Below are 13124 nucleotides of genomic sequence, written 5' to 3'. Positions count from 1 at the left end.
AAATTTGTTGTCTTTTAAAAAAATGTGTAGAAAAAACATAAGTTTTATAAATAATATTTTAAAATACAACCAAAAATCAGTGATAATCTGCCTAATCTGCGTGCCATTTTAACATAAAAATATTTGTGTCCAGACGGTAGGGGAGTAGCGGCATCCTTTGCTTTTTTCTTTTAAAAAGCAAAGATACAGCGGATCACGGGACGATGTAGCCTAAAATGCTTTTGCTGGCTGCTTCTAGAGTAAAAGAATGGAGTGGTTTGTGGGTGAGTTTTCTTCAAATCAATTACATTTGTTATTCAATACTAAGGAAGCAATGAAAAGAATACTTATCACTGGAGCAGCTGGATTTTTGGGATCGCATTTGTGTGATCGTTTTATTAACGAGGGATATCACGTAATTGGGATGGATAACTTGATTACGGGAGATTTAAAAAATATCGAGCATTTATTTAAATTAGAACATTTTGAATTTTACCATCACGATATTACCAAGTTTGTGCATGTTCCTGGTAAGTTAGATTATATTTTGCATTTTGCTTCACCAGCAAGTCCTATTGATTATTTAAAAATCCCGATTCAAACCCTAAAAGTGGGCTCATTAGGCACTCATAATTTATTGGGATTGGCGAGAGTCAAAAAAGCCCGAATTCTTATCGCATCCACTTCAGAGGTATACGGAGATCCTTTAGTACATCCACAAACGGAGGAATATTATGGGAATGTCAATACTATTGGTCCTCGTGGTGTGTATGATGAGGCGAAACGTTTTCAGGAATCGATTACGATGGCGTACCATACGTTTCACGGAGTTGAAACTAGAATTGTTCGTATTTTCAATACTTACGGACCAAGAATGCGTCTCAATGACGGGCGTGTGATTCCAGCATTTATTGGACAAGCCATTCGAGGCGAAGACTTGACTATTTTTGGTGATGGGATGCAAACGCGTTCGTTTTGTTATGTAGACGATCAAGTAGAAGGCATTTTTAGATTGTTGCATTCGGATTATGTATATCCTGTAAATATTGGAAATCCAGACGAAATTACGATTAAAGATTTTGCCGAGGAAATCATCAAACTAACGGGCACTTCTCAAAAAGTGGTGTACCATCCATTGCCAATCAACGATCCTTTGCAGCGTCAACCCGATACTACCAAAGCCAAAGAATTATTGGGTTGGGAGGCCAAAGTGAATCGTGCTGAAGGAATGAAAATTACCTATGATTATTTCAAATCGCTATCCAAAGAAGAGTTATCTAAGGAAGAACACAAGGATTTTTCGAAATATATATTTTAATTCCAAAGCCTCATTCTCATCATCAGTGAAGACCAAAACCGGTAGATATTCAGGATACATTCGACCCTTTTCCTATGTTTTGGACTGTGGAATCATTTTAGTAGCCGCTATTTATTGTACCGATTTACCATTGCTGTCGTATAATCCTATTGCCTTAATTATGGCTTGGTTGGTTATTGCATCGACCTTAGGATTTTATGAAGTATATCGGTATACTAAAGTTATTGCTATACTGAACTGCGCTTTCAAGCAGTGGATGCTATTTTCACTGTTTTCGTTAGCCGTAATTTTTATCAATAACTCTAGTGCAAGTATTCAAAAGACGCTCTTTTTTAGTTCAATTATCATTGCGGTGGTATTGTTTTTTAAGTTGGCGATTTATTTTTTTCTTCAAAAATTCAGAGTACTTTTTGGAGGTAATTTTAGAAAAGTGGTCCTTTTAGGTAGTGCAAAAAACATTGCGCCATTGCAGCATTTTTTTACCGAAAACCCAGATTATGGTTATGTTTTAGAAAAAGTATTCGACTTAGAACATCATCGCAAAGATCATATTATAGAGAGTTGCGAGTATGTTTTAACCCATAAAATCGACGAGATGTACTGCGCGATGGACGACTTGAGCCAAAAACAAATATCTGATTTGGTTGATTTTGCCGATAATAATCTAAAAACTTTGAAGTTTATTCCCAATGAAAAACAAATCCTTTCTCGCAACTTTGTCTTCGATTATTACGATTATATTCCTGTGATATCTTTGCGAACTATTGTTTTAGATAGCGATTTGAATAAAGCTATCAAAAGAGGTTTTGATCTTGTTTTTTCCTCACTCGTCATCATCGGAATTATCTCTTGGCTTACCCCAATTTTGGCCATCATAATCAAACTAGAGTCTAAAGGCCCCTTGTTTTTTGTGCAAAAAAGAAACGGGCTCAACTATCACGAATTTGATTGTTACAAGTTTCGTTCTATGAATTTGAATCCAGAAGCCCATATTGAGCAAGTTTCCAAAAACGACCCAAGAATTACTCGGGTAGGACGATTTTTGCGAAAAACCAGCATCGACGAGTTGCCGCAATTTATTAATGTTTTTTTGGGACAAATGTCGGTAGTGGGGCCAAGACCACATATGGTGAGCCATACCGAAATGTATGCGCAACGCGTCAATAAGTTTATGGTGCGTCATTTTGTAAAACCCGGCATTACAGGTTTGGCACAAACCAAAGGCTATCGCGGCGAGGTAGAAAAAGAAACGGATATCATCAACCGAGTGAAATATGATATTTTTTATATGGAAAATTGGTCAATTTTGTTGGACATTAAAATCATTTTAACGACAATTTTCAACACCATCAAAGGCGAGGATAAAGCGTATTAAAATACTTTTTCTTTTATCAATTGTTGGATTTGTAAGTCTAAATTGAACTCTTTTTGTGCGGTCGAGTAGACCTCTTTTTTCATATGCTGAATATAGGTTTTTCCTGTAGTTGAAATTTCATTGAGCATCGAATTTAATTGATCAAAATCGCCAACTGGAGCTACCCAACCTAATTTGTTTTCATAGACAATGGTCTCTCCTTCGCCGCCACCAAAGTAGAGAACTGGAAATCCTAAAGCACCATATTCAAAAATTTTGGAAGGAACGGAACCATATATTCTTGTTTTTAAAGGAATAATTGCAATGTCAAAACTCTTTATTTTTTCGTGTAATAGGTGACGATCTAGCATTCCATGAAAAATTATTTTTTTATCAGGATTTTTTTCCAAGAAGTCTTCAAGTGCTAGTTTTTCGGCACCATCTCCAAAAATGTGTAATTCGATATTGAGTCCCTCTAGCTTTATTTTTTGGCACAATTCTAAAACCCCTTGGGCAACACCTAATAATCCTGCGTAAAAAAATTTAATGGGTTCATTTACATTGGAATCCATTTGAGTTTCTTCCCTTTGGTGATCGGGAAAGTTGCGATATAAATAGCATTTTTTATCTGGAAATTGTTCTTTTATATGCGTGATAATTTCGTTCGATTGCCCTAAAATCACTTCAGCTTTGGCATAAATAAAGTGTTCAAAAAACAAGGAAACTTTATGCGAAATACTTCCTTGTTGTATTGCTTTTAACTCAATGGCTGCTGTTGGCCATAAGTCGGAAACATTCAATACAATGGTTTTTCTTTTCAACCATAGCGCAACAACCGAGACAAACGATAGCAAAAGTGGGGGCGACTGTACAATCACTTTTTGAGGTGTTTTTTTGAAGATTAAATTCAAAAAAAGCATACTCGAAAAGGATAAAACCGAAAGTGTTCTTTTGAAAATATTTTTGCTGACACTCGGATAAATCCAAAGACGTTTGACGGTAATGTTTTGTCTGTTTTCTATAACAGAGAATTTTCCTTTATACTCAGGAAACAATTCGCCTTTGGGGTAATTTCCCAAGGGGCAAAGAACTGTTACTTTATAATTATTTTGACTCAGTTTCAAAGCCAATTGCTCAATCCTATTGGCGGCGGCTCCTTTTTCTGGTGGATAATAATTGGATATAATGAGAATGTCTTTCATTAGATTTGAAGTAAAATAGCAACAATTCGTTCCGAAGCTTTTCCGTCCCAAAGCTCTGGAATTCCAGGCACTTTTTTAGCCTTGTCTTGAGCATCTAAAAACGTTGTATAGTGTTTTTCTAGACTTTCAATAGAAGTACCTACCAAAGTATTAGTTCCAATAGTTTGGGTTTCTGGGCGTTCCGTATTATTTCTCATGGTAAAACAAGGAATCCCTAAAACCGTTGTTTCTTCTGAAATACCTCCTGAATCAGTAATCACAGCAAAACAGTTTTTGATGAGAAACATAAAGTTCAGATACCCTTGTGGCTCCACAAAAAGAATGTTTTTTAGTTCTAAATTTCTTTCTCCCAAAATTGCCTTGGTTCGTGGATGAATTGGAAAAATTATTTTTTTATCTGCTGCCATTTTATCAATACCTTGAAGTAATTGAATCAGAGATTGTTCTTCATCTACATTGGAGGGACGGTGAAGCGTAAGTACAATATAACCTCCAGTTTCTAACTGTAATTCCCTCCAAAAAATCGGTTCTACTATTCGATTCAAATTTTGATACAAGGTATCTATCATCACATTTCCAACAAAATGAACATTTGATTTTTCGACTCCGTTTTTCAATAAATTTTCAGATGCTGAGGTGGAAGTTGTAAAGAAATAATCCGTAATACTATCGGTTACGATTCGGTTGATTTCTTCGGGCATGGTCATATCTCCCGAACGGATTCCAGCCTCAACATGCGCAACTTTTATATTTTGTTTTTTGGCTACAATCGCACAAGCCATCGTCGAATTGACATCACCCACCACCAAAACTAAATCGCAAGGATTGGCCATGACTTCTTTTTCAAAAGCGATTAGGATGGCAGCCGTTTGTTCTGCTTGCGAACCACTTTTTACCTCCAAATTTGCATTAGGTTTTGGAATATTTAGTTCTTCAAAAAAAGTGTCGCTTAAATTTTTGTCATAATGCTGTCCGGTATGAATTAGCCGATACGATATTTTGTATCCTTCTTTTTGTTTTTTTTCGATTGCTTTTATTAACGGAGCAATCTTAATGAAGTTAGGTCTTGCTCCTGCAATTATGGTGATTTTCATTTTTTGTCTAGTGTTTATACCCAATCGTTGTTCTCTTGGGTTCGCTCTCTTTTTTCTCAGTCAACTCATCCAAATAGGAGAAAACCAATTCAATATTTTTGTCGTGATTTTCTAATTTTTTTTGAATTTGAAGGATGTCGATTTTTAATTCTGTGGTGTCCAAAAGCATTTGTCTTACTTTGGCAAAGATGCGCATAATTTGGATATTTACCTGAATGGCTTTGTCGCTTTTTAAAACACTCGATAACATCAAAACGCCGTGTTCAGTAAAAGCATAAGGTAATTTTCTAGTTCCACCCCAACTTGAAGTCGCAATTTGCGACTTCAAGTTTTGAAATTCAAGTTCAGTTAATTGAAACATAAAATCTTCCGGAAATCGAGCTATGTTCCTTTTTACTTGTTCGTTTAATCTTTTGGTTTCAATACTATAAAGTTCAGACAAATCACGATCCAGCATCACTTTTTGGTTACGGATAAAGCATGTTTTGTTAGCAATTGTTTCTTCCGAAAGTAGCGAATTGATAGTCATAGGTTCTCTTTTGAAAACACTAATATACGATTTTATTTACTTTTTAAAAATGTAGTAAACTGCTTCAATTTGCCACGATGGCTTCGTTCAAGCTTTTCTTTTCGAGTGAAAGTAAAAATCAATCCACTTTCTAAATACAAGGCAATCGCACTTTCAATTTTTTGAATTTGTGCTGTGGTCAATTCGGTTGGACTTACATATTCAATTTCAAACGAATCGATTTGGGTTTGTTTGATGATAAATTCTTTGATAGTACCGTCGTCTTCTATGATGCTTTTGGTCACATAATAAAAAGTCAACCCCGGAGATTTTTTACCGCTGGGTAATTGTGCCACATCATTGGTTCGCCCAATTAGTTGTTTGAGAATAGGTTTTTTTGCAGTACTTTTTTCATCCAAAACACCAATGTCACCCAAGTCATAGCGAATAAAAGGATGCGCTTTATTGAAGAGAGAAGTAATCACAATTCGCCCAGGAGTACCATTAGGAACCGCTTGATTGTTCTCGTCCAAAATCTCTACAAATAAAGTTTCAGCGTTGACTTGCCATTCTCCGTCTTGATTTTCAAAGGCAATCAAATCTAGCTCAGAGGCACCGTATTCATTAACTACTGGGATTCCAAATTGCTTTTCTAATAAGGTTTTGTCTTCTGGGAAAAGCATTTCTGAAGTGACTACACACATCTTCAGCGTTGAACAAATCGTTTTGAGCACTATGTTTTTTTGCTGTAAAAATTTGGCAAACAAAACAATCGAAGAGGTATAGCCATTGATATAATCGAATTTTTTGGTCTCGAATTCTTTCAAAAAACCTTCTAAAATGGTATCCGATAAATCAAAAATCGGAAAGCGATAGCGATGACTCAAAAAGTCTTTGAGTCGTTCTTTTCTATACCCCAAAAAATCCATCGGAATGCCATAAAATCTAGCTTGATAAGAGCTGTTAAAATCGATACCGTGCCAACCAAATCGTGTAATATTCGATGCCCAAGTTAGTGCATGGGCGTATTTGTCTTTGGCAAAAACAAAAGGAGTTCCACTTGAGCCAGAGGTTTTATTGAGATAAACATTTTGGGTTGTATAACCTTTCGACAAACGTTCCGCCAATGGTTTTTGAAGATGATGTTTGTTCAAAACAGGTAAATCTTTCCAGTTTTCAATGGTTGTTTTGCCAACCAATGTTTTATAAAAAGCATTGTTCTCTAAATGATACGCCACAATTTCCTTCTTTTTTTGGGCTAAAAAGGCCTGGTGTTCGGTATCGGATAATTTAAAAATGGCATCCAATTCAAATTTTGCTTTACGAATCGGGAAACCATTAAGTCGAAGGGTTAGATTAAAAAGGGGGATCATTTATTCAAAAAAGGCTTTAAACTCAAACGTGTTTATTATGGTTACTTTAGGGAACTCAATCTTCTTTAAAATTGAAAAATCTGCATCATGTGTTACAATAAAATCTGCATTTGATGATATGGCACAATCCACAAATTTATTATCATCTGGATCTTTTAATAAATTGAATTTATAATAATTGGTTATTAACTCAACATTTGGTAAATTTTCTAAAAGGCCTAGTGCACTCTCACTAGCTAAAGTTCCCATTTGTTGATCAATGATTTCAGCATATTCAGCTAAAATTTCAGTAGTTATACAGAGGATGTAATTTCCTTCTAATAAATTTTTAAAAATCCAATGCAATTTTGATTTGGTTGATATGGAAACTAAAAGAACATTTGTATCTAAGACTACTTTTTTCAAATGGATTTATTTAGATTTACGCATTTTGGTATGCAATTTTTTATCCATTAATTCATCATTCCAATTTAGTTCTTCCCAAACTTTATCTGCTTGAACAGTAAGTCTTTCTGCGAAAAATAAGGCTATAGTTTTTTTAAGTGCAATCAAATCACTTTCGGTCAATTGATGAGAGAAAGTTTTTAAAAGTTCTAGTTGAACATTTGTAAAGGGTTGTTTTAAAACGGATTGCATGGTCTAAAGTTGAAGGTGTTAAACGCTATTGTAAACCAAATTTTAAATTCAAAAGTAGTTAAAAAAATTATTATTTCAATTCAAAACAAGCTATTTTTGCACCACTTCTTCACTAGGAGAAAAATCAACACAATAAACCACTACAACATGAATATTTTACTATTAGGTTCAGGCGGAAGAGAACACGCTTTTGCTTGGAAAATGACTCAAAGTCCACTTTGTGACACGCTATTTGTAGCGCCTGGAAATGCAGGAACAGCAAAGATAGCAACCAATTTAGATTTTAGCGCTACAGATTTTGAAGCCATCAAAGCCGTGGTGCTCAAAGAAAACATAGAGATGGTAGTCGTAGGACCAGAAGACCCATTAGTAAAAGGTGTGTATGATTTCTTTTTGAATGATGCCGATTTAAAACACATCCCTGTTATTGGTCCATCAAAATTGGGAGCGCAACTTGAAGGAAGTAAGGAATTTGCCAAAGAATTCATGATGAAGCACCAAGTTCCTACTGCAGCTTACGATAGTTTTACAGCCGAAACCGTAGAAAAAGGATGCGAATTTCTGGCGATACTTCAACCGCCTTACGTTTTAAAAGCAGACGGACTAGCTGCTGGAAAAGGTGTTTTAATCATTCAGGATTTAGCCGAAGCCCAAACCGAATTACGCAACATGTTGGTAGGCCAAAAATTTGGCCCTGCGAGTTCAAAGGTAGTTATCGAGGAATTTTTGGATGGAATAGAATTGAGTTGTTTTGTATTAACCGATGGTAAAAGTTACAAAATTTTGCCTACTGCAAAAGATTACAAACGCATTGGTGAAGGAGACACAGGATTGAATACTGGCGGAATGGGAGCGGTTTCTCCTGTGCCTTACGTAGATGCTGTTTTGATGGAAAAAATCGAAACACGAATTGTACAACCTACTATTGCTGGTTTGCAAAAAGATGGCATTCCGTACAAAGGTTTTGTATTCATTGGTTTGATTAACGTGAATAACGAACCTATTGTAATTGAGTATAATGTTCGTATGGGTGACCCAGAAACAGAAGTAGTGGTACCACGTTTGAAATCGGATATAGTGGAGTTGTTTTTGGCAGTAGCCAATGAAAAATTAGACGAATTCAATTTAGAAGTTGATGAAAGAAGCGCTACTACCGTAATGATAGTTTCAGGAGGTTATCCAGAAGATTTCGAGAAAGGGAAAGTAATTTCAGGTTTAGAAAATGTAGAAAACGCTATTGTTTTCCACGCGGGTACCAAATTAGACAACGGAGCTGTTGTTACTAATGGTGGACGAGTGATGGCCATTACTTCTTACGGAAATAATTTTCAAGAAGCTTTGCAGCAATCTTATGACAATGTATCTAAAATTCAATTCGAGAAAATGAATTATAGAAAAGATATAGGATTTGACTTAGTGTAAAAGTCACCATAGAAAAGCCCAGTAGTAAAACAGTAACTACTGGGCTTTTTTTATTTTAGCCGTAAAATAGAAATAAACTATTTTAAGAAAGAGTGTGCAGTCGTGTCTTGGTTTTCAGTTCCTGCTTCGTCAAAAATTTGTAATTGTTTGATCCAATATACAATGGCAGCAGAACAAATAATCATAAAAATCCAGTTGATGAAATTGGCACCAAACCAAGAAATAAGTTCAAATTCACGTAACCAATCTAGTGGTTTGAATAAAATGTCTACAAATAAAAATTGAATTGCTTCGAAAAATGCTTTCATAATTTATATAAATTAAGGATGTGTTGTGTTTTTTTAGAGTAGCGAAAGAGTAAAAGCAATCAAAAAAATGAAGAATCTTTAGTCACTTGCGCCATTCCTTTTTAAACAAGTATTATATTTACAGTCACAAAAGTATAAAATATCCTTATGATTACAAGTGTTTTTAAAAAATCTACACCATTAAATTATTCGTTAGTAGTAATTTTAATGTTGTTTTTCTTTTTATTGTATCAATTTCAAGAAATAATTTGGCTCGAATCCCTGCTTTTGATTATACAAAAGGCATTTATTTTTTTGCTTTTAGTAGGGACACTTTTTATTACCAATTTTATATGTAAAAAAAACGGACTCACTAAAGACAGTACCTACACGGTTTTCTTTTTCTTTTTATACCTCCTTTTTTTTCCTTCTTTGTTTGATAATCTAAAAATTATAGTAGCAAATTCATTCTTGCTTTTAGCGTTGCGACGATTACTTTCTTTACAGTCTTTAAAAGAATCCAAGGAGAAAATATTTGATGCTTCCTTATGGATTTTGTTGGCTTCAATGATACAACCCTGGTGCGTTTTGTTTATGTTTTTGGTTTTTATGTCGGTGCTTTTTCATGTTTCTAACGACTACCGAAACTGGGTTTTACCCTTTATTGCATTGATGGTTGTAGTGATTGGTTTTATGGTTTATGCCACCTTTCAGGCGGTAACTGTCGAAGAATTTTGGTCGAATAAATTGTATGTAGATTTATCCTTAGCCTATTATACAAACAATTATCAAAATTGGGCTTTTGCAATCTTTATGACTGTAACGCTTTTCATGGTAATTATTATGCTATCGTCTTATTCTAGCAAACCTCAATTATTGCATAGTTCATATATAAAAATGATTACTTTTTTCGTAATTGCGATGACTGTCTTTTTTATTTCTCCTGATAAAAACAACGACCTATTGCTTTTTGCGTTTGCCCCTTTGGCCATGATGGGAACCAATACTTTAGAAGTATTTCAACAGCAATTAAAACAAGAATTAATTTTGGGTGTTCTGATTGTTTGTAGTTTATTTACTTTTTTCACACAACTATAATTGGCTCTACTCTGAATGGTGCGGGTTTTACTATTTTAAATTGTTTTATTCTAACACAAGCAACTTCTATTTTTGAACCATTTAAGGCATTTAAGGTCATATAAGTTTGATAAACATACCGCTCTATTTCTTACACAACTCTTACTATCCCTACTACAACGAATTAATAGACCTACATTTAAAATAGGTAATGGTACATTTTTTGTAATCTTATATGACCTTACATACCTCCTGTGTTCTTTTTTTTGCTTGAGTGTTTACCCTCACAGTTGAGGTAGAACCCTATAATTTAGGGCCGTAAGCCAAATCGCCTGCATCTCCTAGCCCCGGAACGATATAGCTTTTTTCGTTTAATTTTTCGTCGATTGCTCCAATCCATAAATGGCAAGTGCTGGGCAAATGTTCCTTTAAGTAAGCAATTCCTTCTGGTGCAGCAATAACTACGGCAATGTGAAGCGCCGCTGGTGATTTCTTTTCTACTAATTTTTTATAAACAGCAACGATAGATTGTCCCGTGGCAAGCATCGGATCTACAAGAAGGATGTTCTTTCCTTCAATATCGGCTACGGCTTGATATTCGACCAAAATGTCAAAGGAATCATCATTGTTCGGATGATGACGGTACGCAGAAATAAATCCATTTTCGGCTGCGTCAAAGTAGTTCAAAAAGCCCTGATGTAAGGTTAACCCAGCTCGAAGTATGGAACAAATAACAAGAGGATCTTTGATTTTTGTGGTCGCTTTTGTTCCCAAAGGTGTCGAAATGCTAACGTCTTCATAGGCGACCACTTTACTTACTTCATAAGCCATAATTTCGCCAATGCGTTCAATATTTCTTCGAAAACGAAGGCTATCATTTTGGACGGAAACATCGCGGATTTGTGCTAAAAAATGATTTAAAACACTATTGGATTCCGATAAATTATGGATTTGCATGATAAGCGAATTTAATAGTTAATTTTATGTATAATTTTCAATACAATAAATGTATAAAAAGTATCTTTGTCTTTATAAAATAAAACAAATGTTTTCAAAATTAGCGTATTCTGTATTTGAGCAAAGCATCAAAGATTATCATCAGTTTGATAGTGTTGATCAACCTATAAATAACCCTTTTCCAAAAGAAAAGTTCGAGCATTTATTATACTTGAAAAACTGGATAGATACTGTACAATGGCATTATGAAGACATCATCCGTGATCCGAATATTGATCCTGTGGCAGCTTTGACTTTGAAAAGAAAAATCGATGCTTCCAATCAAGAGCGCACTGATATGGTAGAATACATTGACAGCTATTTTCTTCAAAAATACAGTGGTGTAGTGGTAAAAGATTCCGCTAAAATCAATTCTGAAAGTCCAGCTTGGGCGTTTGATCGTTTATCAATTTTGGCGTTGAAAATCTATCACATGAACGAAGAAGCCACTCGTGCTGAAGCTTCTCAAGAACACAGAGACAAGTGTCAAACCAAGTTAAATATTCTTTTAGAACAAAGAACTGATTTATCTAAAGCCATCGATGATTTGTTGCAAGATATTGAAAACGGTGACAAATTTATGAAAGTGTACAAACAAATGAAAATGTACAACGACGATGAATTGAATCCTGTTTTGTATCAAAATAAAAAGTAAAACAAAATAATTGAACCATTAAGAAAGTAAGAAAATTTAGTAAGGCTTTATGAACTTATTTTCTTATTGGTTTTTTAATTCCGTAGATTTAATTGTCAAGAAAAATTCAACATATTGTCGTGATGAGGCTTTCGGCTATGGGAGACGTGGCGATGACCGTTCCTGTTATTCGCGCTTTTGCTCAGCAATATCCCAATGTGAAAATTACAATGGTTTCTCGACCTTTTTTTCAACCCTTTTTTGACGGTATTCCTAACCTAACTTTTTTTGCTTTTGATGAAAAAGTAAAACACAAAGGTTTTTTGGGACGATTTCGGCTTTTTCGAGAGTTGTATGCTTTGAAAATTGACGCTTTTGTGGATTTACATGATGTAATTCGTTCCCAAGGCATACGCACCCTTTTTGAGCTGTTTGGTAAACAAGTGCTAGCCGTAGATAAAGGCAGAGCAGCCAAAAAAGCCTTAACACGATCCAAAAATAAGGTTTTCAAACCCCTAGCGACGATGTTTGAAAGACATAGCCAAGTTTTTGAAGCACTGGGTTTTGCGATAGATTTATCAAATCCTATTTTTCCTGAAAAAGCAGTTTTGTCCGAAGAAATTTTGAAAATCATTGGTAATCCGACTCAAAAATTAATTGGTGTTGCTCCTTTTGCACAATATGAATCGAAAGTGTTTCCTTTGGATCTAATGCAGGAAGTCATTTCAAAATTAGCCAAGAATCCAGAGCAAACGATTTTACTTTTTGGTGGAGGAAAAAAGGAGATTGAAGTTTTGGATGCTTTGGCAAAGCCTTTTGGTAATGTAATCAACATTGCAGGGCAACTTAAGTTAACACAAGAACTGCAACTGATTAGCAACCTTGATATCATGTTGTCTATGGATTCTGGCAATGCACATATTGCTGCAATGTTAGGCATAAAAGTCATTACACTTTGGGGCGCAACCCATCCTTTTGCCGGTTTTTCGCCCTTTAATCAACCGTTAGAAAACGCCTTGGTTGCTGATCGAAATTTGTTTCCAAAGTTACCCACTTCGGTCTATGGAAATAAAAAAGTAAAAGGCTATGAGGATGCTATGCGAACGATTTTGCCTGATGATGTAGTATGGAATATTTTAAAATTGTTATAAGCAAGTAAATAGAATAATGTGCTTAGTTAAGACTCATTTTTCCTGAGCTTTTATTGAAAGAATAATTTTATCAATTTTTTAACTAAGTGCTTT

At 34.9% G+C, this 13124-nt stretch carries 14 protein-coding genes; 6 read left to right on the top strand and 8 right to left on the bottom strand.

Annotated features, from left to right (window positions below; all coding sequences use genetic code 11):
* Positions 1-313 precede the first annotated feature (313 nt).
* Positions 314-1297: a UDP-glucuronic acid decarboxylase family protein gene (locus O9307_RS11970; RefSeq protein ID WP_064716084.1), complete on the top strand. Its 984-nt coding sequence runs from the start codon at positions 314-316 to the stop codon at positions 1295-1297.
* A gap of 25 nt (positions 1298-1322) precedes the next feature.
* On the top strand, positions 1323-2672 hold the full coding sequence (locus O9307_RS11965; RefSeq protein WP_298299587.1) for an exopolysaccharide biosynthesis polyprenyl glycosylphosphotransferase: 1350 nt from the start codon (positions 1323-1325) through the stop codon (positions 2670-2672).
* Here O9307_RS11965 and O9307_RS11960 read toward each other — a convergent pair.
* Genes O9307_RS11960 through O9307_RS11935 form a run of 6 tightly spaced genes read right to left on the bottom strand, consistent with a single transcriptional unit; the run spans position 2669 to position 7464 of the window.
* The gene (locus O9307_RS11960; protein WP_298299585.1) at positions 2669-3853 is read right to left on the bottom strand and encodes a glycosyltransferase family 4 protein; all 1185 of its coding nucleotides are present in this window, start codon (positions 3851-3853) and stop codon (positions 2669-2671) included. The genes O9307_RS11965 and O9307_RS11960 overlap by 4 nt on opposite strands.
* Positions 3853-4947, bottom strand: a complete 1095-nt coding sequence (gene wecB / locus O9307_RS11955) for a UDP-N-acetylglucosamine 2-epimerase (non-hydrolyzing) (RefSeq protein WP_298299583.1) — start codon at positions 4945-4947, stop codon at positions 3853-3855. The genes O9307_RS11960 and wecB overlap by 1 nt, the downstream gene beginning before the upstream one ends.
* Before the next feature lie 7 nt (positions 4948-4954).
* Entirely contained in the window at positions 4955-5476 is a 522-nt protein-coding gene (locus tag O9307_RS11950; protein WP_298299580.1) for an ORF6N domain-containing protein, read from the bottom strand.
* A gap of 32 nt (positions 5477-5508) precedes the next feature.
* Positions 5509-6828 carry a phenylacetate--CoA ligase family protein gene (locus O9307_RS11945; RefSeq protein WP_298299577.1) on the bottom strand — a complete coding sequence of 440 codons (1320 nt, stop codon included), beginning with the start codon at positions 6826-6828 and terminating at the stop codon, positions 5509-5511.
* Entirely contained in the window at positions 6829-7233 is a 405-nt protein-coding gene (locus O9307_RS11940; protein ID WP_298299575.1) for a putative toxin-antitoxin system toxin component, PIN family, read from the bottom strand. It abuts the gene before it with no gap.
* 6 nt (positions 7234-7239) lie between these two features.
* The gene (locus tag O9307_RS11935; RefSeq protein WP_298299572.1) at positions 7240-7464 is read right to left on the bottom strand and encodes a hypothetical protein; all 225 of its coding nucleotides are present in this window, start codon (positions 7462-7464) and stop codon (positions 7240-7242) included.
* 147 nt (positions 7465-7611) lie between these two features.
* On the opposite strand from O9307_RS11935, the gene purD reads away from it, so the two are divergent.
* Positions 7612-8886, top strand: a complete 1275-nt coding sequence (gene purD, locus O9307_RS11930) for a phosphoribosylamine--glycine ligase (protein WP_298299567.1) — start codon at positions 7612-7614, stop codon at positions 8884-8886.
* A gap of 77 nt (positions 8887-8963) precedes the next feature.
* Here purD and O9307_RS11925 read toward each other — a convergent pair whose 3' ends face one another.
* Complete coding sequence (locus tag O9307_RS11925) at positions 8964-9194, bottom strand: uracil phosphoribosyltransferase (RefSeq protein WP_298299564.1); 231 nt, start codon at positions 9192-9194, stop codon at positions 8964-8966.
* 147 nt (positions 9195-9341) lie between these two features.
* Between O9307_RS11925 and O9307_RS11920 the strand changes: the two genes are divergently transcribed.
* On the top strand, positions 9342-10271 hold the full coding sequence (locus O9307_RS11920) for a DUF6427 family protein (RefSeq protein WP_298299561.1): 930 nt from the start codon (positions 9342-9344) through the stop codon (positions 10269-10271).
* A 282-nt stretch (positions 10272-10553) separates the two neighbouring features.
* On the opposite strand, the gene upp is transcribed toward O9307_RS11920, so the two are convergent.
* Positions 10554-11207, bottom strand: coding sequence for a uracil phosphoribosyltransferase (gene upp, locus O9307_RS11915; RefSeq protein ID WP_298299558.1), 654 nt, complete (start codon positions 11205-11207; stop codon positions 10554-10556).
* An 88-nt stretch (positions 11208-11295) separates the two neighbouring features.
* Between upp and O9307_RS11910 the strand changes: the two genes are divergently transcribed.
* The gene (locus tag O9307_RS11910; protein WP_298299555.1) at positions 11296-11901 is read left to right on the top strand and encodes a DUF4254 domain-containing protein; all 606 of its coding nucleotides are present in this window, start codon (positions 11296-11298) and stop codon (positions 11899-11901) included.
* Positions 11902-12023: 122 nt separating this feature from the next.
* Positions 12024-13031, top strand: a complete 1008-nt coding sequence (locus tag O9307_RS11905) for a glycosyltransferase family 9 protein (protein WP_298299594.1) — start codon at positions 12024-12026, stop codon at positions 13029-13031.
* Positions 13032-13124 lie beyond the last annotated feature (93 nt).

It is taken from the genome of Flavobacterium sp. (genome assembly GCF_027531905.1).
GTDB lineage: Bacteria > Bacteroidota > Bacteroidia > Flavobacteriales > Flavobacteriaceae > Flavobacterium.
This window is presented reverse-complemented; position numbering and strand designations above follow the sequence as displayed.

Coding starts and splice junctions, on each gene's coding strand:
- O9307_RS11960 (WP_298299585.1), bottom strand. CDS start 3,853: ATGAAAGACATTCTCATTATATCCAATTATTATCCACCAGAAAAAGGA.
- wecB (WP_298299583.1), bottom strand. CDS start 4,947: ATGAAAATCACCATAATTGCAGGAGCAAGACCTAACTTCATTAAGATT.
- O9307_RS11925 (WP_298299564.1), bottom strand. CDS start 9,194: ATGAAAGCATTTTTCGAAGCAATTCAATTTTTATTTGTAGACATTTTA.
- O9307_RS11905 (WP_298299594.1), top strand. CDS start 12,024: ATGAGGCTTTCGGCTATGGGAGACGTGGCGATGACCGTTCCTGTTATT.
- O9307_RS11950 (WP_298299580.1), bottom strand. CDS start 5,476: ATGACTATCAATTCGCTACTTTCGGAAGAAACAATTGCTAACAAAACA.
- O9307_RS11945 (WP_298299577.1), bottom strand. CDS start 6,828: ATGATCCCCCTTTTTAATCTAACCCTTCGACTTAATGGTTTCCCGATT.
- upp (WP_298299558.1), bottom strand. CDS start 11,207: ATGCAAATCCATAATTTATCGGAATCCAATAGTGTTTTAAATCATTTT.
- O9307_RS11970 (WP_064716084.1), top strand. CDS start 314: ATGAAAAGAATACTTATCACTGGAGCAGCTGGATTTTTGGGATCGCAT.
- O9307_RS11935 (WP_298299572.1), bottom strand. CDS start 7,464: ATGCAATCCGTTTTAAAACAACCCTTTACAAATGTTCAACTAGAACTT.
- purD (WP_298299567.1), top strand. CDS start 7,612: ATGAATATTTTACTATTAGGTTCAGGCGGAAGAGAACACGCTTTTGCT.
- O9307_RS11920 (WP_298299561.1), top strand. CDS start 9,342: ATGATTACAAGTGTTTTTAAAAAATCTACACCATTAAATTATTCGTTA.
- O9307_RS11910 (WP_298299555.1), top strand. CDS start 11,296: ATGTTTTCAAAATTAGCGTATTCTGTATTTGAGCAAAGCATCAAAGAT.